We start from the raw sequence: 24003 nt of genomic DNA on the forward strand, positions 1-24003 counted from the left end.
CGGCCTCGGCTCGCGAGAACGGCTCGATCCTGCGAGCCGGACGTGGTTCTGCGAGCCCGAGGTGCGCTCCGGGCGCTCAGCTGGGCTGCGTAGCCTGGGCGGGCCATGAATCCCGCCGCCTTTCCGCCGCCCGATCCGTCGACCGTCGCCCCTGAGCAGCCTGCCGTCGCCGCCGCGCCGCCGCACGGTGGGCCCGCCTTCGCCTGGGCGCCGCCGCCCGAGCCGCAGCCGTCGGTCGACGCTCCGTACTCCTCTCTCCTCTATCTGCCGGATCCGCGGGTGCGCTGGGGACTGCCGACGGCGGCGCTGACGATCGCCGGGATCGTGCTGCCGCTCGCGCTGCTGATCGTGCTGTTCGGCTTCGGGGTGCTGCCCTACTCCCCCGGGCTCGTGTTCGCGGGGTCGTTCGCCAGCTATCTGGTCGCGCTCGTCATCCCGTTCGCCGCGTCGAAGCTCCGCGGGCTGGGGTCGCTCGCCGCGGACTACGGGCTGCGGTTCCGCTGGATCGACGTGCCGATCGGCATCGGGCTGGGCATCGGCGTGCGGATCGCGATCGTCGCGGTGCTGATCGTGTTCTCGCCGCTGCTGGGCGACGCGGAGAGCAACCTCGAGCTCGATCCCGACCCGCTGTGGTTCGTGCTGAGCTCCGTGATGATCCCGGTGCTGGTCGCTCCGATCGTCGAGGAGATCCTCTGCCGCGGGGTCGTCATGCGGGCGGTCCGCAACCGGATGCTGCGGACGAAGGGCGATGCGGCACCGCCGACCCGCGGACGGCGCGTCTGGGCGGCGGTGTTCAGCGTGATCGCGTCGACGCTGGTCTTCGCGCTGCTGCACGGGCACCAGATGGTGAACCCGGCGACGGTGGTCACGCTGGGGACGACGACGGTGATCGCCGGGCTGGCGCACGGCTGGATCTCCACGGTGACCGGGCGGCTCGGCGCGGCGATCGTGTCGCACGCGACGCTGAACGGGTCCGCGGTGCTGCTGCTGGTGCTGGTGACGGCGCTGGGGTAGCCCCGGCGACGGCGGATCTCGATACGGCGTGCTGGGGACGGTGGATCTCGATACGCCCGCTGCGCGGGCTACTCGATCAGCATGCAGGGCGCCCCGCCAGGCGAGCTGATCGCTCGGCATGCAGGGCGCCCCGCCAGGCGAGCTGATCGCTCGGCATGCAGGGCGCCCCGCCAGGCGAGCGGCTCGATCAGCATGAGTTCCATGGTGGTCGAGTAGCCGCGGAGCGGCGTATCGAGACCCGGCGTGCTGGGGACGGCGGATCTCGATACGCCCGCTGCGCGGGCTACTCGATCAGCATGAAGGGTCTTGCGGGTCAGACGTCGAGGATGCGGAGGATCGGGTCGAGGGGGAGCTCGCCGCGGACCTGACGGTGCAGGCGCTCCATGTCGGCGTCGAGGGCGGCGGCGGTGCGCGCGGCGTCGGACAGGCCGTCGAGCAGCTGCTGCGGGACCTGGCGGTCGTACTTGTAGTAGATCTTGTGCTCGAGGCTGGCCCAGAAGTCCATCGCGATGGTGCGGAACTGGACCTCGACGCAGACGTCGACCGAGCCTCCCGAGAGGAACACCGGCACCTCGACGATCGCGTGCAGGCTCTTGTAGCCGTTCTCCTTCGGAGTGGCGATGTAGTCCTTCACCTCGAGGACGCGGACGTCGGCCTGCGAGGTGAGCATGTCGAAGACGCGGTAGACGTCGGAGACGAAGCTGCAGGTGATCCGGACGCCCGCGATGTCGGTGACGGCGGCGGCGATGCCCTCGAAGGAGGTGTCGCAGCCCTTGCGCTCGATCTTCTCGATCAGGCTGTCGGCCGACTTCAGCCGGCTCGACACGTGCTCGATCGGGTTGTACTCCCGCATCTCGCGGAACTCCTCCTGCAGGATCGTCACCTTCGTGACGATCTCGTCCATGCCGAACTTGTACTGCAGCATGAACCGCGCGAAGTCGTCGCGGAGGGCGCGGATCTCGGCGACCGTGCCGGCGTCGAGCGCCTGCGCGACCTCGTCGCTCAGCGGGGGGACGGCGGGCGCCGCGCGGTCGGGAGATCGGGGTTCCACGGGGAGTCACCCTACGCGCGGGCACCTCGGGCCCGGATGTGAAGCGCCATCGGGGTTCCGAGGAGTCCCGGCTCCGTCCTGCGGGGGACGATCCGCGCGAGCCCCGCTGGCTAGCGTCGGAGGATGTTCTCCGCTCTGAACGTCTTCGGCATCCTCTACATCGTCGCGGCCATCGCGGTCGTCGTGATCGTGCTCGTGCTCGCCGTGCTGCTCTGCCGGCTCGCGATCGCCGCGCGCGAGAACCAGCTGGCGACCGTGCGCCTGCGCGAGCTGCAGATCGAGCGGCTGCTCCTCGACGAGGAGTGAGCGCGGCGGGCTGCGCGGCGCCGGCCGGGAGCACCGGTCAGGGCAGCGCCGGACGCACCTCCGGGCGGGACACCTTCGGGATCAGCAGCCCGAGCACCACGGCGACCACCGCGCCGATCGCGCCGATGACGAACGTCGTCTCGAACGCCTCCGAGCTCGGCAGGTCGACGGCGCCCACCGAGACGGTCAGCTGCGCCAGGACCGCCGCGGTGACCGCGGACGACAGCGTCGTGCCGAGGGTGCGCATCAGCGAGTTCAGGCCGTTCGCCGCCGCGGTCTCGGAGGCCGGCACCGCGTGCATGATCAGGGTCGGCATCGCGGCGTAGGCGAGGCCGAGGCCGACGCCGATCAGCGCGTTGATCACGAGGATCTGCCAGACCTCCGCGCCGAACGGGAGGATCAGCAGGTAGGAGACAGCGATCAGCGCCGCTCCCGAGACCAGCACCAGACGCGGTCCGGACTGCGCCGAGAGCCGAGCGGCGAGCGGCGAGGTCGCCATCATCGCGAGGCCCGAGGGCGCCAGGACCAGGCTCGCCACGATGAGGCTGAGGCCGAAGCCGACGCCGGACGCGGCCGGCAGCTCGAGGCGCTGCGGCAGGGTGATCTGGGCGCCGAAGAAGGCGAAGCCGACGGCCACCGAGGCGAGGTTGGTGAACAGCACCGCCGGGCGGGCGGCGACCCGGAGGTCGACGAGCGGGCTCTCCTGGCGCAGCTCGTACCAGCCCCAGATCAGCAGGACCGCGACGCCGCCGAGGCCCGAGCCGAGGATGCCGGGGCTCGTCCAGCCCGCGTCGTTGCCGCGGGAGACGGCGATCAGGATGCCGCTGAGGCCGATCGCGAGGCCGATCGTGCCGACGACGTCGAAGCGGCCGGGCGAGCGCAGGGTCGAGACCGGGATGACGAGGAGCACGAGGACGATGTCGAGCACGCCGAGCCCGGCGGACATCCAGAACAGCACGTGCCAGTCGAGGTTCTCGGCGACCAGGGCGCTGAGCGGCAGGCCGAGCGCGCCGCCGATGCCGAGCGTGGCGCTGACGAGGGCGATCGCGCCAGGCAGGCGGTCGCGGTGCAGGGTGTCGCGGAGGATCGAGATGCCGAGCGGGATGACGCCCATCACCGCACCCTGGAGGGCGCGGCCGACCACGAGCGTCCAGACGTCGTCCGCGAAGGCGCAGACGATCGAGCCGAGCACGAGGACGACGAGCGCGGCGAGGGCCATCCGGCGCTTGCCGTAGAGGTCGCCGAGACGGCCGGAGACCGGGGTGAGGATGCAGGCGCTGAGCAGGGTCGCGGTGATCACCCAGGCGGTCTCGCTCCGGTCGGCGCCGAGCAGGGTGGGCAGCTCCGACTGGATCGGGACGACCAGCGTCTGCATGAACGAGGCGCTCATCCCCGCGAAGGCGAGGACGGCGGTGATCAGGCGGGGGCTGGGCGAGCGGGTGAGCGAGCGTCTGTCGGAGTCGGGCACTGCGGTCCTTCGTGTCGGCGGCGTGCAGGAGCGGGGCGCCGGAGGTCCGGCGTCCTGCAGGGCGGGTCGTATTGCTCAGCTTTGCATCGCCGGGCCTCTGAGCCGAACCGACCGATGCTCGGAAACCTTCCCGATCGCTCTACCGGGCTGCCGCGGGCGGGACGAGGATGGGCGCATGATCGAGATCGAGAGCTGGATCGCCGGCTACGAGAAGGCCTGGGCGACGGACGACCCCGCGGATGTGGCGGCGCTCTTCACCGAGGGCGCGGAGTACTTCACGGCGCCGTACGCGGAGGCGATCACTCCGCGGGAGGCGATCGTGGAGTGGTGGGTCGCGGAGAGCGAGCCGGACGACCCGACGTTCGCGTGGGGGCTCGTCGCGCTGACGGAGACCACGGCGGTGGTGGAGGCGCGGACCATCTACCCGTCGGACCGCACGTACCTGAATCTGTGGGTCATCCGCTTCGCGGAGGACGGGCGGGCGTGCTCCTTCACGGAGTGGTACATGGAGGAGCCGAGCGACTCGGTGAGCTGAGGGGGCGGGTCTCGATACGCCGCTGCGCGGCTACTCGACCAGCATGCAGGGGCCGCTGCGCGACTGCCCGACCAGCAGGCAGTCCATGCTGATCGAGTAGGGCGCGGAGCGACCGTATCGAGAGCCACCGTGTCCTGCACGCCGGGTCTCGATACGCCGCTGCTCGGCTGCTCGACCAGCATGCAAGGGACCGCTGCGCGGTCGGCCAGCATGGATTCGGCTCTACGCCGATTCATGCTGATCGAGTAGGGCGCGGAGCGGCCGTATCGAGATCCACCGTGTCTGAGACGGTGGGTCTCGATACGCCGCTGCGCGGCTACTCGACCAGCATGCAGGGGCCGCTGCGCGGCTGCTCGACCAGCATGAACGCGGGGCCGCTCCGGGGTGGGGTCAGAGGGCGGAGCCCGCGACGGCGAAGGTGTCGCAGGCGGTGGCGTCGGCGTCGAAGCCGGCCTGGAACCAGCGCTGGCGCTGCTCGGCGGAGCCGTGGGTCCAGCCCTCGGGGTCGACGGTGCCGGTCGCCTGCTCCTGGATGCGGTCGTCGCCGACGGCCGCGGCGGCGCTCAGGGCGTCGCGGTACTGCTCCTGCGTCACGGGCTTCAGGTAGGGGGTCCCGGTCTCGTCGGGCACCGTCGAGGCGTCGCCGACCCAGGCGCCGGCGTAGCAGTCGGCCTGCAGCTCGAGGCGCACGGAGTCGGAGTCGGGGCCGGTGCCGCTGCGGTCGGCCGACTCCATCGCGCCGGTCAGGCTCTGGATGTGGTGGCCCCACTCGTGAGCCAGGATGTACATCTGCGCGAGCGAGCCGCCCGAGGTGTCGAAGCGGGTGCGCAGCTCGTCGAAGAAGTCGGTGTCGAGGTAGATCGTCTGGTCCGGCGGGCAGTAGAACGGGCCCACCGCGGCGGTGGCGTTGCCGCAGCCGGTGCTGGTCTGGTCCTCGAAGACGATCACGCCGCCGGTCGTCGTGTAGGTCGCTCCCACGGATCCCGCCTCAGCGGCCCAGTAGCGGTCGAGCGACTCCGCCGCTCCCTCGAGCCGGCAGTCGACCTCGGCGTTGGCATCGGCGCCGCTGTCGCAGGCGACGGCCGTGCTGGTCACCTGCTCGGGTGACGATCCCCCTCCGCCGACGAGCTCGCCCAATCCGGACAGGTTCACCCCGAGCAGCTGCGAGAGCAGGGCGAGGACGACGACGCCCACCGCGCCGCCGCCGACCGCGATGCCGGTGGTGCGGCCGCGCCGGCGGACCTTGCCACCGCTGAGCTGGGAGTCGTCGTTGAAGGTCATGCGGTCAAACTAGCGCCGACCGAGGACACGCTGCCCGGGGTTGCGGACGGCCCGGACGGCTCGGGCGGATCAGGCGGATCAGCCCCAGCGCGACTCGCTGGCGTCGCGGATGATGTCGAGCAGCGCCTCGCGCAGCGGACCGTGATCGAGGGTCCCGGGCAGCATGTCGACCTCGAGCCCGTGCGCACGCTGCCAGGCCTCGCGGCCCTTGTCGGTCAGCGACACCAGCTGCCGGCGGCGGTCGGCGGAGTCGCTCACGCGGGAGACGTGCCCCTCGCGCTCCAGCCGCTCGATCGTGCGCGACATGGTCTGCACCTCGACGTGGGCGGAGGCGGCGAGCTCCTTCTGCGCGGCCGGCCCGGCCTGCAGCAGGTGCAGCACGACCAGGCCCGCGTGGGTGAGGCCGATCTCGGCGAGCGCGCCGTGCCAGGCGTGCTCGACCATCCGGGACGCGGTGGCGAGGAGGCGGCCCGTGGGCCAGCCGTCCATCCCCTTGTCGTCGTCCGCGCGCATCCGCCCAGGCTAGTCCGCCCCGCCGGCCGGGCGGGACGGGGCCGCCGATCGGCTCAGGAGGCGAAGCGGTCGGTCGCCTCGATCAGGGCGTCGAGGATGCCCGGCTCGTCGAACGCGTGCCCGGCGTCCGGGATCAGGTGGAAGTCCGCCTCGGGCCAGGCCCGGTACAGATCCCACGCGGTGAACGCGGGCGTGCACATGTCGTAGCGGCCCTGGACGATGACGGCCGGGATGCCGCGCAGCACGCCGACGTCGCGGATCAGCTGCCCCTCCTCCAGCCAGCCCTTGTGGACGAAGTAGTGGTTCTCGATCCGCGCGAAGGCCAGGGCGAAGGCGGGGTCGGACCAGGCCTCGATCATCTCCGGCTTCTGCAGGAGCGTGATGGTCGAGGACTCCCAGGTGGTCCAGGCGACGCCGGCGGGGCCGTGCACGGCCGGATCGGCGTCGTGCAGCAGCCGGTAGTAGGCCTCGATCAGACTGCCGCTCGTGCCCGCCGGGATCACCGAGGTGTAGCCCTCCCAGAGGTCCGGGTAGACCGCGGCGGCGCCGCCCTCGTAGAACCACTCGAGCTCGGCCCGGCGCAGGGTGAAGATCCCGCGGAGGACGATCTCGGTGACCCGCTCGGGGTGCGACTCGGCGTACGCGAGGGCCAGCGTGGAGCCCCAGGAGCCGCCGAAGACCTGCCAGCGCTCGATGTCGAGGTGCTCGCGGAGCTTCTCGAGATCGGAGACCAGGTACCAGGTGGTGTTGGTCGAGAGATCGGCGTCCGGCTCGCTCGCGTGCGGGGTGGAGCGGCCGCACATCCGCTGGTCGAGGAGCACGATCCGGTACTTCTCCGGGTCGAAGAGGCGGCGGTGGGTGGCCGAGGCGCCGGCGCCCGGTCCGCCGTGCAGGAAGACGACGGGCTTGCCCTCGGGGTTGCCCGAGGCCTCCCAGTAGATCTCGTGGCCGTCGCCGACGTCGAGCATCCCGGTGTGGAAGGGCTCGATCTCGGGGTACAGAGTGCGCATGGGCCGCACACTACTGACGATCAGGGTCGGGGGAAGCGATTTCATGCGGCCCGGCCCCGGATGCGCGCGGGGGTTGCGCATCCGGGTCGGCGTCAGGCCTGCTCGAGCACCGCCTCGGCGCGCTCGGCGTCGCCCTCGGCCAGGCCGCGATCGATGGCGCGGCGGGAGGCGAGCCAGAGCGCGGCCCCGGCGACGAGGACGAGCACCTCGGTGGCGGTCAGCGCCCAGATGATGCCGCCGAGTCCGAACCAGAGGTTCCCGAGCAGCACGACCGGGACGAAGAGGACGCCCTGGGTGAGCGACATGGTGGTCGCCGCGAGAGCGCGGCCGGTGGCCTGGAACAGCGAGGTCAGCAGGCCCGCGAAACCGTTGGCGATCATCGCCACCAGCTGCGCCGCGAGCACGATCGCGCCGAGGGTCAGCACCGCGGGGTCGTCGGCGAAGATCGCGAGCACCGGCTCGTGCAGCAGCCAGAGGGCGGCGGCCGCGAGCACGGTGATCGTCCCGACCGCGACACCGGCGCCGCGGAGGGCGGAGCGCAGGCGCTCGCGGTCGCCCTTGCCGTAGGAGTAGGCGAGCAGCGGCAGGACGCCGAGGGTGATGCCCATCACCAGGAACTCGGGGACCTGGGCGATGCGGACCGCGACGCCCATGGCCGCGAGCGGTCCGTCGCCGTAGGCCGCGGCGAGGTTGTTGAGCACGAGCGCGGTCACGATCAGGAAGCCCGACTGCAGCAGCTCGCCGGCGCCGACGCCGAAGACGGGCTTCAGCAGGCTCGCGCGCAGTGTGAACCAGCGCGGCGAGAGGTCGATGTGCTCGCTCCGGCGCTGGAGCCAGAGGGCGAAGTAGCCGACGACGAGCAGGTTGGCGAGGCCCACGGCGAGCGCCGCCCCGGCGACGCCGAGGTGCAGCACCAGGATGAAGAGGACGTCGAGGAGGAGGTTCGCGACGGTCGAGAGGAGCAGGCCGATCATGACCTGGCGGGCCGCGCCCTCCGCCCGCACCAGCTGCTCGAGGCAGAAGGAGGCGGCGAGCACCGGCACGAAGGCGAGGGTGACCGCTGTGAAGGCGCCGGTCGCGGCGGCCGTGGTGGAGTCGGCGCCGAGGAGGGCGACCAGCGGACCGAGGAGGAGCAGGCCGAGGCCGCCGAGGACGGCGCCGGTGAGGATCGAGCCCCAGAGCGCGAAGGAGGCGACGTGCTTGATCTCGCCCGCCTTCTCGGGGTCGCGCTCGGAGGCGCCGAGCAGGCGCGAGATGAGGGCGCTGCCGCCGACGCCGAAGACTCCGCCGACGGCCATCACCAGCCCGAGCAGCGGGGAGCCGAGGGTGATCGCGGCGAGCAGGGTCGCGTCGTGCAGCGAGCCGACGACGCCGGCGTTGATGACGCTGTAGACGGCGGAGACGATCATCGCGGCGGCCATCGGCACGCAGAGGTGCACGAGGGCGCGGACGATCGGGGCGGAGGAGAGGTACCAGCGGTCGGTGGCGGGGGCGGCGGGGCGCGAGGTGGGGGTGTCGGTGGGGGTGGTGTCGGTGGGGGTGTCGGTGCTGGACATGGGCGGGCTTCTTCCGGGCAGGGTCGAGCGCGCGCCGAGGGTCGTCGGCACGGCGCGAGGAGGGAGGCGCGCCGAGGAGGGCGCGGTCGGGGCACCGCGGAGGGCGCGGTGAGGAGGCGCGCGAGGGAGTGGCGCGCGAGCAGGGCGGAACGGGAGGCGGGGGCGGAGCGCCCGAGCGCCTAGCGGGTGGGGGGCGGGAGGACCGCGGTGATCTTGGTCAGGAGCGCCTGGAGGGTGGCGCGCTCCTCGGGGTCGAGGGGTGCCAGGAGGGTCTCGTCGGCGGCGAGCATGGCCTCCTCGAACCCGGCGATGAGCTCGGCGCCCGCGGGAGTCGCGTAGACGCGCTTGCGGCGGTCGTCGCCTCCCTCGGTGCGCCGCTCGACGAGGCCGCGGCGCTCGAGCCCCTGCAGGAGGCTCGTGACACTCGCGGGGCTCGTCCGGCTGACCTCGGCGATCTCGCGCTGGATGACGCCGGGCGTCTGCGCGAGGTAGCCGAGGACGAAGGCCTGCTCGTGGCTGAGCTCGCGGGCGCGGATCCAGTCCTCGCCGGCCTTGCGCTGCGCCCACGCCAGCCAGCGGACGAGCTCGAGTCCGGAGGTGGGGCGGTCGCGGGGTTCCTGCATGCTCAGAACACTAATTGTTAGAGGTCTAACGGTCAAGGCTCGAAGGGGTGGGGTCTCCACTTTGCTGATCGAGTAGCCCGCGCAGCGGGCGTATCGAGATCCACCAGCGTCGGAACGGGAGTCTGCAGAGCCGACCTGCCGACGGCGGTGGGTCTCGATACGCCCCTGCGGGGCTACTCGACCAGCATGGAACGGGGCGAGGCGGCATCCTCTCCCTCACCACCAGACGCGAAGCGGCTTCGCCGCGCGATGGACCGCTGCGCGGCTCCTCGACGAGCAGGCACGGGCACGAGAGGAGAGCGCGGCGACAGCCGCTCCTCGCGCGGGTCGAGCAGCGCGCAGAGGGTGTCGAGACTCCGCTTCCGATGCGGCGCGCAGGCGGCCGGACTACCGTCGGCCGCATGAGCATGCAGCGCAGCCCCGTCACCGTCGCCGTCACCGGAGCGGGGGGCGCGATCGGCTACGCGCTCCTGTTCCGCATCGCCTCCGGGCAGCTCCTCGGGCCCGACGTCCCGGTCCGGCTGAGCCTCCTAGAGATCCCCGCCGGCCTGCGCTCCGCGGCCGGCACCGCGCTCGAGCTGCAGGACGGCGCGTTCCCGCTGCTGCGCGGCATCGAGGTCACCGACGACCCGGCCGCCGCGTTCGACGGCGCGAGCGTCGCCCTGCTCGTCGGCGCCCGCCCGCGCTCGGCAGGCATGGAGCGCGCGGACCTCCTCGCGGCGAACGCCGGCATCTTCGGTCCGCAGGGCGCCGCGCTGAACGAGCACGCGGCCGACGACATCCGCGTGCTCGTGGTCGGCAACCCGGCCAACACCAACGCCTGGATCGCCCGCGCGAGCGCCCCGGACATCCCGGCCGGGCGCTTCACCGCGATGACCCGGCTCGACCACAACCGCGCCGTCGCGCAGCTCGCCGCGAAGCTCGATGCTCCGGTCGACGCGATCTCGGGCGTCACGATCTGGGGCAACCACTCCGCCTCGCAGTACCCGGACGTCAGCCACGCGGTCGTCGACGGCCGGCCCGTCGCCGACCTGGTCGACACCGCCTGGCTGCACGAGGAGTTCGAGCCGCGGGTCGCCAAGCGCGGCGCCGAGATCATCGAGGTGCGCGGAGCCTCGTCCGCCGCCTCGGCCGCGTCCGCCGCGATCGACCACGTGCACGACTGGGTCACCGGCACCGAGTGGACCTCCGCGGCGGTCGAGTCGGACGGATCCTACGGTGTGGAGGAGGGCCTGATCTCCTCGTTCCCCGTCCGCTCCGTCGACGGCGAGTGGCGCATCATCCCGGGCCTGGAGATCGACGCCCACTCGCGCGCCAAGATCGACGAGTCCGTCCTCGAGCTGCGCGCCGAGCGCGACGCCGCCCTGGCCTTCCTGGGGCGCTGACGCAGGCCGCGAGATGCCACTTGTGCACGCTTCTCACGGCGTGTCGCGTGCACAAGTGGCATCTCGCGGAGGGGGTCAGCGCTTGGGCGACTTCTCGGGGGTGGGGAGGGTGCCGTCCGCGCGGGCGGTCTCGTACCAGGCGTGCGCCTCCTCCTGGCGGGTCGCCTCGGCGCCGCTCGCGATCGACGCGCGGATGTGCTCGGGGCGGTAGCCGAACGCGGCGACCAGGTCGCCGGCGTGCGGGCGCAGCCGGGCGAGCAGGCGGTCGATGTAGGAGGTCACCGCGAGCGCCCGCTGCGACGAGAGCCGGCCGTGCAGCAGGTACCAGGCGAGGTGCTTCTCGATCAGCTCGAGGCCGAACAGGTCGCGGAGCCAGGTCAGCACCGTCCGCGTCCCGTCGTCCTCGATGGTGGCGAGCGCCTCGGTGAACGCCTCCCACTGCAGCAGCTCGGCGTGCGCGCGCGCCGCCTCGATCAGCTCGCTCTGGTGCGCGTTGAAGAGGCGGGCGGCCTCGTCGGCGGGCAGCTTCGACGCCGAGCGCAGGCGGGACGCGACTCCCGAGACCATGCTCTCGACGCGGTCCGTCAGCAGCTCGCGCTGCTCGTCGCGGAGCTGGCCGACGGAGCGGGCGGTCGAGCCGCGGTCGGCGACGACCTGCGCGAGCCGCCGCAGTCCGGAGTTGTTGACCGTCGCTCCGGCGACCTGGCCGACCGCGTAGCGCGCCAGCTCCCCCGGCTGCGCGTTCTTGAAGCGGCGGCCGACGTCGGTCAGCAGTCGCTTGGCGACGAGCTGCAGCAGCACGGTGTTGTCGCCCTCGAACGTCGCGTAGACGTCGAGGTCGGCGCGGAGCTGGGTCAGCCGGTTCTCGGCGAGGAAGCCGGCGCCGCCGCAGGCCTCGCGCGCCTCCTGCAGGGTGTCGAGGGCGTGCCAGGTGGACAGCGCCTTGAGACCCGCGGCGAGCGTCTCGAGGTCCTGCCGCGACTCGTCGGTGTCGTTCCTGCCGGAGAAGACGTCGTCGAAGGCGCGCAGCAGCCTGTCGTGCGCGAAGCCCGCCGCGTAGGTCGTCGCCAGGCGCGGCAGCAGTCGGCGCTGGTGCCGCTGATAGTCGAGCAGCACCTCCTCACGGTCGCCGCCGCCGGTGAACTGCCGGCGCTGGTCGCCGTAGGTGATCGCGATCGTCAGCGCGATCTTCGACGCGGCGACGGAGGCGCCGTCGAGGGAGACGCGGCCCTGCACAAGCGTGCCGAGCATGGTGAAGAAGCGGCGGCCCGGGCTCGCGATCGGCGAGGAGTAGCTGCCGTCGGCCGCGACGTCGCCGTAGCGGTTGAGCAGGTTCTCGCGCGGCACGCGGACGTGGTCGAAGTGCAGGCGGCCGTTGTCGATGCCGTTCAGCCCGCCCTTGAGGCCGTCGTCCTCGCCGCCGACGCCGGGGAGGAACGCGCCCTCCTCGTCGCGGATCGGCACGTAGAACGCGTGCACACCGTGGTTCACGCCGCGGGTGACGAGCTGCGCGAAGACGACGGCGGCCCGGCCGTCGACGGCGGCGTTGCCGAGGTAGTCCTTCCAGGCGGCGCGGAACGGGGTGGTCAGGACGAAGTCGCCGGCCTCCTCGTCGAAGGTCGCCGAGGTCGCGATCGAGGCGACGTCGGAGCCGTGCCCGGTCTCGGTCATCGCGAACGCGCCGGGGATCTCGAGGCTCATGATGCCGGGCAGCCACTTCTCGTGGTGCGGCTGCGTGCCGAGGTGCAGGACGGCGGCGCCGAAGAGCCCCCACTGCACGCCCGACTTGATCTGCAGCGACGGGTCGGCGGTGACCAGCTCCTCGAAACCGGCGATGTTGCCGCCGTGGTCGGCGTCGCCGCCGAGCGCGACCGGGAAGGCGCGGTGCACGCCGCCCTCCGCCGCGAGGATGCTCATCTGCTGGGTGACCCGGGCGCGGTGCTCGGCCATCGGCAGGCCGTCGGTCCGGTGCAGCTCGGGGCGGGAGGTGAGGGCGCGGGTCGCGAGGCGCTGCTCGCGCCACTCGCCGAGCAGCAGCTCGCCGAGGGCTGCCACGTCGACGCCGGGGGCGCCGTCCTCGTCGAGCCGGGCGTCGACCTCGCTGCCGAGGACGTCCACGGGCGGCGGCGGGGTGATCGGGCCGGAGCGGGAGCGGCGGACCCGGGAGCGCGATCCGGCGCGGTCGGCGGCGTCGGCGGCGGAGTGGGGGCGGGGCGCTGTGGTGCTCATGAGGAGGATCCCTTCGACCGTCTTCGGCTCGGACCGCTCGCGATCGGCCGGAGCGGAGGATCGAGCGGTCGATCCCGTCGCTGCAGTGCGTCGGGAGGCGGTGCTCCTGCACGGTAGGTCGGGTCGGCGGATCGCGGAAACGTTCCGTCGCGCGGCCACAAAGGGCGGCGGGAGCGAGCGGGGGCGGGTTGTCGGAACCGGCCAGCGGGGCGGGACGCGGATCCACTGGTGGTGGGGCTCGGGTCTGCGGACGTGGCCTGCTGACGGGGGTGGGTCTCGATACGCCCCTGCGGGGCTACTCGACCAGCATGCGGGGACGCCACTGCGGGGCTGCTCGACCAGCATGGAAGCGGGTGGGTCTCGATACGCCCCTGCGGGGCTGCTCGACCAGCATGGAAGCAGACATGTGCGCCGAATCATGCTGATCGAGTAGCCCGCGGAGCGGGCGTATCGAGATCCACTGTCGTCGAGCGGCTGGTCTGCAGACCCGGTCTGCTGACGGCGGTGGGTCTCGATACGCCGCCTGCGGCGGCTACTCGACCAGCATGGAGGCGGGTGGTCTCGATACGCCGCCTGCGGCGGCTACTCGACCAGCATGCGGGGGCCCTGGGGTGGCGGGAGGGGCGTGGCTAGGCTCGGGGCATGAGCGAGCCGCAGCTGCCTCCGCCCCCGCCGCCCCGCCGCGAGAGCCGGCCGGACTGGCGGCCGCCCACCTCGATGGAGTCGGTGCAGGCGCTGGAGTCGGCGCGGGCGGGTGCCGCCCCGTCCCTCGACCGGTCGCGGCGCCCGGTGCGGGTATGGGACCTCGTGCTGACGATGGTGCTGATCCTGTGCGCGCTCGGGGCGACGCTGCTGCTGTCCTACTTCGGCCTGTTCTTCGCGATGGCGAGCGACTCCTGCATGGGCGGGAACGACTGCGACACCGGCCTGATCGGCTGGGGCGTGCTCGTCGCCGCGGGCGGAGTGTGGGTCCCGTTCCTCGCGGCGATCGCCGTCTCGATCGTGCTGCTGGTGGTGCGGCGGATCGCGTTCTGGGTGCCGATCGCGGGACTCGCCCTGTCCTTCGGCTGCACCGTGCTCGGCGGCTGGATGGTGTCGACCGGCGCCGGGAGCTGAGCGGCGAGGCTCGGCCCGGCAGCCGATGGAGCGTCGCCGCGGGAGGGCATCGCGGAGCCGGCGACGACGCGGGGTCGGCGCCGCGAGGTCAGCCGCTCACGAGATCAGCGTCGCCTCGGGCTCAGCGCCGCCGCGGGCTCAGTAGGTGTCCCAGCCGGGGTCCTCGTCGGGCTCCTCCGGCGGGACCCAGTCGTCCTCCGGCGGGGCGGAGGAGACCGGCGGGCCCGACCGCTCGCCGCCGAAGGACGGGCGGGCGCCGGACGACCGGCCGGCCGTCGACCGCGCCGCGGGCTGACGCCTCGCGGGGGCCGCCTCCTGGTTCTCGTCGGGCTCGGCGATCACGGGAGTCTCGCCGGCGACGACGGCGAGCACCGCCGCGCCGTAGGTGATCAGCTTCTTCTGGCCGACGCCGCCGATGACGCTGAGGGCGTCGATCGTGGTCGGCTCGACCGTGGCGATCTCGCGGAGCGTCGCGTCGTTGAAGACGACGTAGGCCGGGACCGACTGCGCGCGGGCCTGGGCGACGCGCCACTCCCGGAGCCGCTCGAACAGGGGCTGCGCCTCGGCCGAGAGGTCGGACACGGTGGAGCGGCCGGAGCGCGACGAGCCGCTCGAGCGTGGGGGGCGCTCGGGCTCCTGCCGCAGCTCGACCTTGCGCTCGCCGCTCAGCACCGAGGCCGACTCGGGGGTCAGCACGAGCGTCCCGAAGCCGTCGTCGTTCACGCCGAGCAGGCTCTGCGCGAGGAGCTGGCGGGCGACTCCGCGCCACTGGGTGTCGCTGAGGTCGGCGCCGATCCCCCAGGTCGCGATCGAGTCGTGCTTGTGCTGGGTCGTCCGCGGGGTGGTCTTGCCGCGGAGGATGTCGATGATGTGGCCGGCGCCGAACTGCTGGTTGCGCTCGCGCTTGAGCCGGACCACCGTCGAGAGGAACTTCTGCGCGGCGACCGTGCCGTCCCACGAGGCGGGCGGCTCGAGGCAGGTGTCGCAGTTGCCGCAGGGGGTGCTCTCCTGGCCGAAGTAGGCGAGGAGGTTCATCCGGCGGCACTGCACCGTCTCGGAGAGGGCCAGCATCGCGTCGAGGTGCGCGGACATCCGCCGCCGGTGCGCGAGGTCGCCCGGGGACTCGTCGATCATCCGGCGCTGCTGGACGACGTCCTGCAGGCCGTAGGCGAGCCAGGCGGTGGAGGGCAGGCCGTCGCGACCGGCGCGACCCGTCTCCTGGTAGTAGCCCTCGACCGACTTCGGCAGGTCGATGTGCGCCACGAAGCGGACGTCCGGCTTGTCGATGCCCATGCCGAAGGCGATGGTGGCGCAGACGATGACGCCCTCCTCGCGGAGGAAGCGCGACTGCGCGGCGGCCCGGACCCGGGCGTCGAGACCCGCGTGGTACGCGACCGCGTCGAAGCCGGCGGCGCGCAGGGCCTCGGCCGTCGCCTCCACGCTCTTGCGGGAGAGCGCGTAGACGATGCCCGCGTCGTCGGCGTGCTCGCGCTTGAGGAAGTCGATCAGCTGCTTGCGCGGCTCGACCTTGTTGACGATCCGGTACTGGATGTTGGGGCGGTCGAAGCTGGAGATGAAGTGGCGGGCCGCACCGAGGTGCAGGCGGGTGGTGATCTCGCGGTGGGTCGCCTCGGTGGCGGTCGCGGTGAGGGCGATGCGCGGGACGTCGGGCCAGCGCTCGGCCAGCTCGCCGAGGGCGAGGTAGTCGGGGCGGAAGTCGTGGCCCCACTGGCTCACGCAGTGCGCCTCGTCGATGGCGAACAGGGCGATGCGACCGCGGGCGAGGAACTGCTTGGTGCCCTCGTTGCCGAGGCGCTCGGGGGCGACGTAGAGGAGGTCGAGCTCGCCGTCGAGGTAGGCGCGCTCGACGCGCTGGCGCTCGCCCATGTCCTGGGTGGAGTTGAGGAACTCGGCGCGGACGCCGTTCGCGCGCAGGGCGTCGACCTGGTCCTGCATCAGGGCGATCAGCGGCGAGACGACGACGCCGGTGCCGGGCCGGACGATCGAGGGGATCTGGTAGCAGAGCGACTTGCCGCCGCCCGTGGGCATCAGCACGACCGCGTCGCCGCCGCCGATGACCTGCTCGACGATGGCCTGCTGCTCGCCGCGGAACGAGCCGTAGCCGAAGACCCGCTCGAGGATCTCCTGGGCCTCGGCGGAGGAGCCGGCCGGGGCGTCCGCGGTGGGGCGCTCGGCGGTCGAGAGGGCGGTCGCGGTCGGCTCGGTCACCCGTGGAACTCTACCCGCCGCCTCCGACGCGGCCCCGGGCGAGCGGCGTTCTGGGGAGGGTCGCGGCAGGTGCGGGGCTGGGGAGGAGGGGCGGGCGCGGCGGAGTGGCCGCGGCCGGAGTGCCTCCGGCTCGCGGGACGATCCCCGGCTCGCCGGAATCCGCCGATCTCACGAGCCGAAGGTGGAATCGCGAGCCGGCCGTGCGGGAAAGCCCCTCCGGCTCGCGGAATCACCTCGGGCACGCAGAAACCGACCGAATCCACGAGCCGGAGCCGGAACCACGAGCCAGACATCAACGGCAGGTTCCTCGGCTCGCGGAGACATCCCTGGCACGCGGGATCCAGCCGGATCCACGAGCCGGAGCCGGGATCACGAGCCGGAGATGCAGCCGACGGACCTCCGGCGCGCGGGAACACCTCGGGCACGCAGAAACCGGTCGATTCCGCGAGCCGGAAGCGGAATCACGAGCCGGAGGCGGGTGGAGGAGAGGCGGGCCGACGTGAAGGCGGCGGGGTCAGAGGTCGGTGATGGTCTTGGTGTCGCCGTCCCAGAAGCGGATGCTCGCGAGGCCGACGGGGAAGGGCTCGCCGAGGAGGGGGACGGCCTGGGCGAGCTGCTCGGCGCGGAGGCGGCGGGAGACGCTGATGTGCGGGGTCCAGGACTCGGGCAGCGAGGTGGGCACGGCGCCGGGCATCAGCTCGGTCGCGCGGGCGTGCAGGGCGTCGAAGGCGGGCGAGCGGACGGCTCCCCAGGCCAGCACGAAGCGGCCGGCGTGCGGGAACAGCAGCACGGCGCCGAGCTCGACGGTCACCGGGAGCTCGCCGAGCGCGCCGGGCGGCGGCGGGGTCAGCTCGGGGCCGGCGAGGAGGGTGAGGTGCGGGCGGTTGCTGGCGGAGGTGTGCAGCGCGAGGCTCGGGATGCCGGCCGCCTCGAGCGCCTCCCACTGGCCGCGGATCCGGGCCTCCGACTCCGGGTCGAGGAGGACTTCGAGGCTGCGCATGCCCCCATCCTGCCGCGCCGACCGGGCCTCGCTCGGCCCCTCGCCCGGTCCGCGCCCGCGCGTCCGCGCGACCCTCTAGAAGTTGCGGTAGTCGACGCCGAGTACCGCAACTACCGCGTACTCGACGCGTCCCCGCGGTCCCGGGCTCCCGCCGGGCTTCGCGACCCTCCAGAAGTTGCGATAGTCGGCGGCGAGTACCGCAACTTTCGCGTACTCGACCGACTCGCAGCGCGCAGGCCTCGGGAGGTCGGCGGGTGCGCAGAAGTCGTCGTACTGGGCGCGCGAGTACGACAGCTTCTGGAGGGCGGGAAGGCCGCGGCCGTCCGTCCGTGCCCGCGGACGCGCGACTCTCCACAAGTTGCGGTAGTCGACGCCGAGTACCGCAGCTTTCGCGCACTCGACCGAATCACGGCGCGCGGGCCGCGGAAGGTCGGCGGGTGATCGGAAGTCGTCGTACTGGGCGCACGAGTACGACGACTTCCGGAGGGCGGAAGAGGTGAGAGGGGTGGTCCGTACCCGCGCGGCCGCGCGACCCTCCAGAAGTTGCGGTAGTCGACGGCGGCTACCGCAACCTTCGCGTAGTCGACACGTCCCCGCCCGCGCCGGAGCGCGGAGGGCCGCGCGACTCTCCAGAAGTTGCGGTAGTCGGGCGCGACTACCGCAACTTTTGGAGAGTGGGGAGAGGGGTGGAAGGGACGGGGAGTGGGGACGGGGTGGGCGGCGACGGGGCGCGCGCGTCAGCCGATGGTCACCAGGGCGGACAGCAGCTCCGGGGCGCGGCGATCGAGGATGCGGCCGCCGACGCGGACGCCGACGAGGGCGAGCACGGCGCCGAGTACCACAGCGGCGGCGAGCGCGCCGAGACCGAAGCCGAGGCTGCCGCCGACCAGCGAGATCGTGCCGAGGATCAGCGAGGGCAGCGACAGCACCACAGTCGCACCCATGCTGCCGAGCATCACGACGCTCGAGATCATCCCGGAGCCGGGCGGCGTCTTCAGCGGGCTGTCGCCGGGGGCGGGCACGGGGTAGACGACGAGCGCGGACGCGACGCTCGAGACGCCGAAGCCGCTGAGCACCAGAGCGAGCGCCATGCCGAGGACGGCGGGGATCGACTCCGGCCGACCCGCGTAGAGGCAGGTGCCGACGGTGACGATCAGCACGGCCGGCACGCCGATGAGGCCGGCGGCGATGACGCGGCCGGCGCGGTCGGCCGAGCCGGCGACTCCGGAGCTGACGTGCGCGGCCCAGGCGGTGCCGTCGTAGGAGACGTCGGCGCAGAGGGTCACGCCGAAGATCAGCGCGATGAAGAGGGAGGAGAGGACGACCAGCATCGAGCCGCCGCCCTGCAGCGCGCTGTAGAAGACGGCCAGCACGACCACCGCGGGGATCACCAGCAGTCCGCGGCTGTAGCGCGGGTCGCGCCACCAGTAGCCGAGGGCGCGCGCGGCGATCGCGCCGGTCGGGGTGCCGGGGAAGCGGCCGAGGAGACCGATGCCCTGCGCGCCCGAGGCGGCCTGCGAGGAGGACGCGGCGGGCTCGGCCAGCGCGTGCCGCAGCGCCCGGGCCCAGAGCCAGACGACGGCGGCGAGTGTGGCGACGCCGATCGCGAAGCGGCCGAGGGCGACCGCCCACTCCCCCGCGACGATCGCGCCGGGGACGCCCCAGATCGCGCCGAGCGGTGACCAGCCGAGGGCGGAGGCGACGACGGGGAGCGTGTCGAGGCCGTCGCTGATCACGGTGGTGAGTCCGATGAACAGCGGTCCGAGCAGGATCACGACGACCAGGACGACGCCGCCGATCACCTCGCGGTAGCGGCGGCTCGAGCCGAGGCCCGTGGTGAGGGCGCCGATGAGGCGCGAGGCGACCACGCAGGTCGCGACGCCGATGACCGCCGAGACGAGGCCGGGCAGGATGCCGACGGGGTTGCTCCACCAGGCCGCCGCGGAGACGAGTGCGCCCAGCGAGGTGACGATCCCGGGGAAGCCCGCGAGGCCCGCGGCGGCGAGGCCGAGCATCAGCGTCCGGAGCGGGATCGGGAAGGTCGCCAGGGTCGGCAGGTCCAGGCTCTGGTCCGAGCCGGAGACGAAGATCGGGCCGAGCACCCAGCCCAGCAGCAGCGCGGAGCCGCCGAGGATCAGGGCGACGTTCGCGAACGCCGGGTCGGAGGCGCCGAGCGCGATCAGCCCGACGACCACCAGGCCGAGCACGCCGACCGCGTAGAGCCCGCCGAAGATCACGCCGATCAGCTGCCAGACGTTGCGGGTGAGCGTGTTGCGCAGCAGCAGCAGGCGCAGCCTCAGGAGATGCGCAACCATGCCGGGCCCTCCTGGTGGGTGCGGCCGCCGACGAGGTCGACGAAGCGCTCCTCGAGGCTGGATCCGGCGCGGACCTCCTCGAGCGTCCCGGCGGCGAGGACCCGGCCGTCGGCGATGACCGCGACGCGGTCGCACATCCGCTCGACGAGGTCCATGGAGTGGCTGGAGACGATGACGGTGCCGCCGGAGGCGACGTAGCCGGTGAGGATGTCGCGGATGTTCGCGGCCGAGACCGGGTCGACGGACTCGAAGGGCTCGTCGAGCACCAGCAGCCGCGGGGCGCGGACCAGGGCGCAGGCGAGCGCGATCTTCTTGGTCATGCCGGCGGAGTAGTCGACGACGAGGGTGCGGTCGGCGGGGTCGAGGCCGAGCAGGGCGAGCAGGTCGTCGGCGCGCTCGAGGACGGTCGGGCGGTCGATGCCGCAGAGCAGGCCGTAGTAGGTGATCAGCTGCAGGCCGGTGAGGCGGTCGAAGAGCTTGACGCCGTCGGCGAGCACGCCGATCAGCCGCTTGGCCTCGAGGGTGTCCTGCCAGACGTCGACGTCGTGGATGGTGACGGTGCCCGCGTCGGGGCGGAGCAGGGCGGTCGCCATCGAGAGGGTGGTCGTCTTGCCGGCGCCGTTGGGGCCGACGAGGCCGAAGAAGGAGCCGGCCGGCACGTCGAGGTCGATGCCGGCGACGGCCTCCTTGTCGCCGAAGCGCTTGCGGAGGCCGCGGATGCGGAGGGCGATCTCGTCCTGGCGGCCGGTGGCGTCGGGGGCGGCCCAGGCGGGGGCCGGAGTCGCGGTGCTCGGGCTCGCGACGGCCGCGGTCGGGTCGTGCCGATCGACGCCGTCCTGCGGGGAGTCGGTCGCGTGCTGCGGGGTGCCGGTCGGCGTCGTGCCGTTCGTCCCGTCCATGGGAGTCCCTTCGGTGCATGTGTCCTCGGGGCCGCGGTGGGCGGCCGCTCCTCCACGGTAGCGAGGGGCGGGCCGCGCGGCATCAGTCGCGGGGAGGAGCGGGCGGGGCCGCCGGGCGGAGGACCTCGGGCTCGTCGAAGCACGCTCGGCTCGCTCGAGCGGGCGTATTCCGCGAGTCGGAAGTGGAACCGCGAGCCGGAGGTCAGGGCTCGGCACCTCCGGCTCGTCGATTCGACTCCGGCTCGCGGGAATTCGTCGAATCCGCGAGCCGGAGATGGGATCACGAGCCGGAGGTGGGTTCGCGGGGGCCTTCGGCTCGTCGGAACGCGCTCGGCTCGCGGGAATCGGCGGATTCCGCGAGCCGGAGGTGGAATCGCGAGCCGGAGGTAGGACCACGAGCCGGAGGTGGGATCGATGCGCTCGGCTCGTCGATTCGGCTTCGGCTCGCGGGAGACGACGAGTTCTGCGTGCCCGGGATCGACTTGCGAGCCGGAGGTGGCTCGTGAGGACCTCCGGCTCGTCGGAACGCGCTCGGCTCGCTCGAACCAGTGGATTCCGCGAGCCGGAGGTGGAATCGCGAGCCGGAGGTGAGATCGCGAGCCGGAGGTCAGGGCTCGGCACCTCCGGCACGTCGAATCGACTCCGGCTCGCGGGGATCGGCGGATTCGGCGAGCCGGAGGTGGGATGGCGAGCCGGAGGTGGGGCGGGCCGCGCGGAGGAGGGGCGGAGGGGGCGTGTCTAGGCTGAGCCGCATGCCCACGCTCCTCCTCGTCCGTCACGGGCGCACCACGGCCAACACCGCCGGGATCCTCGCCGGACACACCGCCGGGGTCCGGCTCGACGACGTCGGGCGCACGCAGGCCGCGCGCACCGGGGAGCGGCTGGCCGCGGTCCCGCTCGCCGCGGTCGTGTCGAGTCCGCTCGAGCGCTGCCGGCAGACGGCGCGGTACCTGCTCGAGCGGCAGGACGGCTCGCCGGCGACGCCGATCGAGAAGGGGATCACCGAGTGCGACTACGGCGAGTGGCAGGGGCGCTCGCTCCGGGACCTCGCGAAGGAGCCGATGTGGTCGGTCGTGCAGAATCAGCCGTCGGCGGCGGTGTTCCCCGGGGGTGAGGGGCTCGCGGGGATGCAGGCGCGCTCGGTCGCCGCGATCCGGCGGCACGACGCGGCGGTCGCGGCGGAGCACGGGGCGAACGCGGTGTGGGCGGCGGTCAGCCACGGCGACATCATCAAGGCGGTGCTCGCCGACGCGCTCGGCATGCACCTCGATCTCTTCCAGCGGCTGTCGGTCGGGCCGGCGTCGGTGTCGATCATCCGCTACGGCGCGGGGCGGCCGGACGTGATCGCGATGAACACGGAGGCCGGCGACCTGGGCTGGCTGCGGGCGCCGGCGCCGGCCGAGGCCGAGGCGCCGGTCGGCGGCGGGGCGGGGCACGAGTAGCGGGGCGGAACATCAGCTGAGAGGGGTGGGCCTCGGCTGTGGGGGAGGGACACCACTCTCAGCTGATGGTGTGCGGGGGTGGATCTCCCAGGAGAGATCACCTGATATGTGAAGAAACCCATGCTGATCGAGTAGCCCGCGGAGCGGGCGTATCGAGATCCACCACCGTCAGAACGCGAGTCTGCAGAACCGCCCTGCTGACGGTGGTGGGTCTCGATACGCCCCTGCGGGGCTACTCGACCAGCATGAAGATAGGCCCCTGCGGGGCTACTTGACCAGCATGAAATACGCCCCTGCGGGGCTGCTCGACCAGCATGTTCCGCGGGCGTCTCTTCCCAGCAGATCCACCACTGTCAGGACGCGGGTCTGCAGAACCGCCCTGCTGACGGTGGAGGGTCTCGATACGCCCCTGCGGGGCTACTCGACCAGCATGAGATACGCCCCTGCGGGGCTACTCGACCAGCATGAAATACGCCCCTGCGGGGCTACTCGACCAGCATGGAAGGGGCGCCGCGCGTCCTCTCCCTCACCACCGAGACGCGGAACGGCTTCGCTGCTCGATCAGTGCGAAGGGGCGGCGCCCGCAAGGGCGTCTCCTTCGCGTGCAGGGGCGGGTCAGGCGGGCGCTCGTAGACTGGGGGCATGCCCATCGTGCACGGATTCGACTGGCCGGACCGCGTGGTCGTGGGGACGATCGGCTCCCCCGGCTCCCGCTCCTTCTACCTGCAGGCCCGGACCGGGCCGCGCGTCGTCAGCGTCGGGCTGGAGAAGCAGCAGTCGGCGCTGCTCGCGGAGAAGATCGACGAGATCCTCGACCAGCTGATGTCCGCCGAGGGCAACCCGGCGAGCGTGCCGCCCGGCACGCCTCCCGAGCTCGTCGACAACGAGCCGCTCGACCAGCCGGTCGCGGCCGAGTTCCGCGTCGGCAGCCTCAGCCTCGGCTGGGACCCGTCGACGGCGCAGGTCGTCATCGAGGCCTACCCCGTGGTCGAGGGCGACGACGAGGACGACCTCAGCATCGACGACTCCCCCACGCTGCCCGACGAGATGCTGCAGGTGCGCATCCCGGTCGGCACCGCCCGTGCCTTCGCCAGGCGCACGCTCGAGATCGTCGGTGCCGGCCGTCCGCTCTGCCCGCGTTGCGGTGAGCCGATGGACCCCGACGGGCACGACTGCCCGCTGACATGACCGACGCGTCCGAGCCGTCCGCCGAGCACGAGCAGCAGAGCGCCGAGCAGCCGGCCATCGAGCTGCCCGCCGACTCCGAGCTGCAGAGCGGCGAGCTGGAGCTGACCGGCCGGATCACGGTCGCCTCGAACGCGACGTTCCTCGGCAGCATCGGCGGCACCTCCGTCGTCTACAAGCCGGTCGCCGGGGAGAAGCCGCTCTGGGACTTCCCGGACGGGCAGCTCGCGGGCCGCGAGGTCTCGGCGTACCTCGCCTCCGAGGCGCTGGGCTGGAACGTCGTGCCGCGCACCTGGCTCCGCGAGGGTCCGCTGGGCGTCGGCATGGTGCAGCTCTGGCAGGACATCGATCCGGAGCAGGACGCCGTCGACCTGGTGCCCGCGGACGCGGTGCCCGAGGGCTGGCGGCACGTCCTCGACGGCAGCGACGCCGAGGACCGCGACATCTCGCTCGTGCACGAGGACTCGGCGGCGCTGCGGCGGATGGCCGTCTTCGACGTCGTGGTCAACAACGCGGACCGCAAGGGCGGCCACGTGCTCGAGATGCCGGGCGGCCACCGCTACGGCGTCGACCACGGGCTGACCTTCCACGTGGAGCACAAGCTGCGGACGGTGCTCTGGGGCTGGGTCGGCGAACCGCTGACCGGCGACGAGCTCGCGGCGCTGCAGCGGCTGCGCTCGGCGATCGACGGGCCGCTCGGCGCGGCGCTGTCCGAGCTGCTGCTGGACGAGGAGATCGCGACGTTCGCCAAGCGCTGCGACCGGCTCCGCTCCTCCGGCCGCTTCCCGGCACCGCGCGGCAGCATGCCCGCCGTGCCGTGGCCGCTGTTCTAGCCGCGGACGGCGA

General features: G+C 72.8%; 20 protein-coding genes. 8 read left to right on the forward strand and 12 right to left on the reverse strand.

Going from position 1 to position 24003, the window contains the following annotated elements; genetic code table 11:
- The first annotated feature begins 105 nt into the window (after positions 1-105).
- On the forward strand, positions 106-1014 hold the full coding sequence (locus EDF17_RS09170) for a type II CAAX endopeptidase family protein (RefSeq protein ID WP_123446813.1): 909 nt from the start codon (positions 106-108) through the stop codon (positions 1012-1014).
- Positions 1015-1327: 313 nt separating this feature from the next.
- Here EDF17_RS09170 and EDF17_RS09175 read toward each other — a convergent pair whose 3' ends face one another.
- The gene (locus EDF17_RS09175) at positions 1328-1939 is read right to left on the reverse strand and encodes a GTP pyrophosphokinase family protein (protein WP_123447054.1); all 612 of its coding nucleotides are present in this window, start codon (positions 1937-1939) and stop codon (positions 1328-1330) included.
- A gap of 249 nt (positions 1940-2188) precedes the next feature.
- Between EDF17_RS09175 and EDF17_RS09180 the strand changes: the two genes are divergently transcribed.
- Positions 2189-2371, forward strand: coding sequence for a hypothetical protein (locus EDF17_RS09180; protein WP_123446814.1), 183 nt, complete (start codon positions 2189-2191; stop codon positions 2369-2371).
- Between the two features lie 37 nt (positions 2372-2408).
- Here the strand turns inward: EDF17_RS09180 and EDF17_RS09185 are convergent, their stop codons facing one another.
- Positions 2409-3839 carry an MFS transporter gene (locus tag EDF17_RS09185; protein WP_243581140.1) on the reverse strand — a complete coding sequence of 477 codons (1431 nt, stop codon included), beginning with the start codon at positions 3837-3839 and terminating at the stop codon, positions 2409-2411.
- Between the two features lie 175 nt (positions 3840-4014).
- Between EDF17_RS09185 and EDF17_RS09190 the strand changes: the two genes are divergently transcribed.
- On the forward strand, positions 4015-4374 hold the full coding sequence (locus EDF17_RS09190) for a nuclear transport factor 2 family protein (RefSeq protein WP_123446815.1): 360 nt from the start codon (positions 4015-4017) through the stop codon (positions 4372-4374).
- Positions 4375-4764: 390 nt separating this feature from the next.
- Here EDF17_RS09190 and EDF17_RS09195 read toward each other — a convergent pair whose 3' ends face one another.
- The 5 genes from EDF17_RS09195 to EDF17_RS09215 all read right to left on the reverse strand — a co-directional run bounded on the left by EDF17_RS09195 (position 4765) and on the right by EDF17_RS09215 (position 9357).
- On the reverse strand, positions 4765-5655 hold the full coding sequence (locus tag EDF17_RS09195) for a neutral zinc metallopeptidase (RefSeq protein ID WP_123446816.1): 891 nt from the start codon (positions 5653-5655) through the stop codon (positions 4765-4767).
- 78 nt (positions 5656-5733) lie between these two features.
- Positions 5734-6168 (reverse strand): MarR family transcriptional regulator, encoded by a 435-nt coding sequence (locus EDF17_RS09200; protein WP_123446817.1) that lies wholly within the window; start codon positions 6166-6168, stop codon positions 5734-5736.
- Positions 6169-6221: 53 nt separating this feature from the next.
- Positions 6222-7178, reverse strand: a complete 957-nt coding sequence (pip, locus tag EDF17_RS09205) for a prolyl aminopeptidase (RefSeq protein ID WP_123446818.1) — start codon at positions 7176-7178, stop codon at positions 6222-6224.
- A 92-nt stretch (positions 7179-7270) separates the two neighbouring features.
- Positions 7271-8734, reverse strand: coding sequence for an MATE family efflux transporter (locus EDF17_RS09210; RefSeq protein ID WP_123446819.1), 1464 nt, complete (start codon positions 8732-8734; stop codon positions 7271-7273).
- 179 nt (positions 8735-8913) lie between these two features.
- Positions 8914-9357, reverse strand: a complete 444-nt coding sequence (locus EDF17_RS09215; RefSeq protein ID WP_123446820.1) for a MarR family transcriptional regulator — start codon at positions 9355-9357, stop codon at positions 8914-8916.
- 407 nt (positions 9358-9764) lie between these two features.
- On the opposite strand from EDF17_RS09215, the gene EDF17_RS09220 reads away from it, so the two are divergent.
- Positions 9765-10742 carry a malate dehydrogenase gene (locus tag EDF17_RS09220; RefSeq protein WP_123447056.1) on the forward strand — a complete coding sequence of 326 codons (978 nt, stop codon included), beginning with the start codon at positions 9765-9767 and terminating at the stop codon, positions 10740-10742.
- Positions 10743-10817: 75 nt separating this feature from the next.
- Here EDF17_RS09220 and EDF17_RS09225 read toward each other — a convergent pair whose 3' ends face one another.
- Entirely contained in the window at positions 10818-12971 is a 2154-nt protein-coding gene (locus EDF17_RS09225; protein ID WP_123446821.1) for an acyl-CoA dehydrogenase, read from the reverse strand.
- A gap of 642 nt (positions 12972-13613) precedes the next feature.
- Here EDF17_RS09225 and EDF17_RS09230 point away from each other — a divergent pair.
- Positions 13614-14087: a DUF6264 family protein gene (locus EDF17_RS09230; protein WP_123446822.1), complete on the forward strand. Its 474-nt coding sequence runs from the start codon at positions 13614-13616 to the stop codon at positions 14085-14087.
- Between the two features lie 138 nt (positions 14088-14225).
- On the opposite strand, the gene recQ is transcribed toward EDF17_RS09230, so the two are convergent.
- From recQ to EDF17_RS09250, 4 genes are all read right to left on the reverse strand, one after another.
- A complete protein-coding gene (recQ, locus tag EDF17_RS09235; protein ID WP_243732856.1) occupies positions 14226-16229 on the reverse strand; it encodes a DNA helicase RecQ in 2004 nt (667 codons plus the stop codon).
- A 601-nt stretch (positions 16230-16830) separates the two neighbouring features.
- Positions 16831-17316: a 2'-5' RNA ligase family protein gene (locus EDF17_RS09240; protein ID WP_123446824.1), complete on the reverse strand. Its 486-nt coding sequence runs from the start codon at positions 17314-17316 to the stop codon at positions 16831-16833.
- Between the two features lie 737 nt (positions 17317-18053).
- Positions 18054-19631 carry a transporter gene (locus EDF17_RS09245; protein WP_123446825.1) on the reverse strand — a complete coding sequence of 526 codons (1578 nt, stop codon included), beginning with the start codon at positions 19629-19631 and terminating at the stop codon, positions 18054-18056.
- Positions 19613-20530 (reverse strand): ATP-binding cassette domain-containing protein, encoded by a 918-nt coding sequence (locus EDF17_RS09250; protein ID WP_123446826.1) that lies wholly within the window; start codon positions 20528-20530, stop codon positions 19613-19615. Before EDF17_RS09250 ends, EDF17_RS09245 begins: the two co-directional genes overlap by 19 nt.
- Before the next feature lie 752 nt (positions 20531-21282).
- On the opposite strand from EDF17_RS09250, the gene EDF17_RS09255 reads away from it, so the two are divergent.
- The 3 genes from EDF17_RS09255 to EDF17_RS09265 all read left to right on the forward strand — a co-directional run bounded on the left by EDF17_RS09255 (position 21283) and on the right by EDF17_RS09265 (position 23990).
- Entirely contained in the window at positions 21283-21972 is a 690-nt protein-coding gene (locus EDF17_RS09255) for a histidine phosphatase family protein (RefSeq protein ID WP_123446827.1), read from the forward strand.
- A 642-nt stretch (positions 21973-22614) separates the two neighbouring features.
- The gene (locus tag EDF17_RS09260) at positions 22615-23160 is read left to right on the forward strand and encodes a DUF3090 domain-containing protein (protein ID WP_123446828.1); all 546 of its coding nucleotides are present in this window, start codon (positions 22615-22617) and stop codon (positions 23158-23160) included.
- Positions 23161-23222: 62 nt separating this feature from the next.
- The gene (locus tag EDF17_RS09265; RefSeq protein ID WP_208110603.1) at positions 23223-23990 is read left to right on the forward strand and encodes an SCO1664 family protein; all 768 of its coding nucleotides are present in this window, start codon (positions 23223-23225) and stop codon (positions 23988-23990) included.
- The last annotated feature ends 13 nt before the right edge of the window (positions 23991-24003 follow it).

Origin of the sequence: Rathayibacter sp. PhB1 (assembly GCF_004362935.1) — a bacterium.
Lineage (GTDB): Bacteria > Actinomycetota > Actinomycetes > Actinomycetales > Microbacteriaceae > Rathayibacter > Rathayibacter festucae.

Coding starts and splice junctions, on each gene's coding strand:
- EDF17_RS09260 (WP_123446828.1), top strand. CDS start 22,615: ATGCCCATCGTGCACGGATTCGACTGGCCGGACCGCGTGGTCGTGGGG.
- EDF17_RS09210 (WP_123446819.1), bottom strand. CDS start 8,734: ATGTCCAGCACCGACACCCCCACCGACACCACCCCCACCGACACCCCC.
- EDF17_RS09255 (WP_123446827.1), top strand. CDS start 21,283: ATGCCCACGCTCCTCCTCGTCCGTCACGGGCGCACCACGGCCAACACC.
- EDF17_RS09240 (WP_123446824.1), bottom strand. CDS start 17,316: ATGCGCAGCCTCGAAGTCCTCCTCGACCCGGAGTCGGAGGCCCGGATC.
- EDF17_RS09250 (WP_123446826.1), bottom strand. CDS start 20,530: ATGGACGGGACGAACGGCACGACGCCGACCGGCACCCCGCAGCACGCG.
- pip (WP_123446818.1), bottom strand. CDS start 7,178: ATGCGCACTCTGTACCCCGAGATCGAGCCCTTCCACACCGGGATGCTC.
- EDF17_RS09230 (WP_123446822.1), top strand. CDS start 13,614: ATGAGCGAGCCGCAGCTGCCTCCGCCCCCGCCGCCCCGCCGCGAGAGC.
- EDF17_RS09170 (WP_123446813.1), top strand. CDS start 106: ATGAATCCCGCCGCCTTTCCGCCGCCCGATCCGTCGACCGTCGCCCCT.
- EDF17_RS09225 (WP_123446821.1), bottom strand. CDS start 12,971: ATGAGCACCACAGCGCCCCGCCCCCACTCCGCCGCCGACGCCGCCGAC.
- EDF17_RS09175 (WP_123447054.1), bottom strand. CDS start 1,939: ATGCTGCAGTACAAGTTCGGCATGGACGAGATCGTCACGAAGGTGACG.
- EDF17_RS09195 (WP_123446816.1), bottom strand. CDS start 5,655: ATGACCTTCAACGACGACTCCCAGCTCAGCGGTGGCAAGGTCCGCCGG.
- EDF17_RS09215 (WP_123446820.1), bottom strand. CDS start 9,357: ATGCAGGAACCCCGCGACCGCCCCACCTCCGGACTCGAGCTCGTCCGC.
- EDF17_RS09200 (WP_123446817.1), bottom strand. CDS start 6,168: ATGCGCGCGGACGACGACAAGGGGATGGACGGCTGGCCCACGGGCCGC.
- EDF17_RS09190 (WP_123446815.1), top strand. CDS start 4,015: ATGATCGAGATCGAGAGCTGGATCGCCGGCTACGAGAAGGCCTGGGCG.
- EDF17_RS09180 (WP_123446814.1), top strand. CDS start 2,189: ATGTTCTCCGCTCTGAACGTCTTCGGCATCCTCTACATCGTCGCGGCC.
- EDF17_RS09245 (WP_123446825.1), bottom strand. CDS start 19,631: ATGGTTGCGCATCTCCTGAGGCTGCGCCTGCTGCTGCTGCGCAACACG.
- EDF17_RS09220 (WP_123447056.1), top strand. CDS start 9,765: ATGCAGCGCAGCCCCGTCACCGTCGCCGTCACCGGAGCGGGGGGCGCG.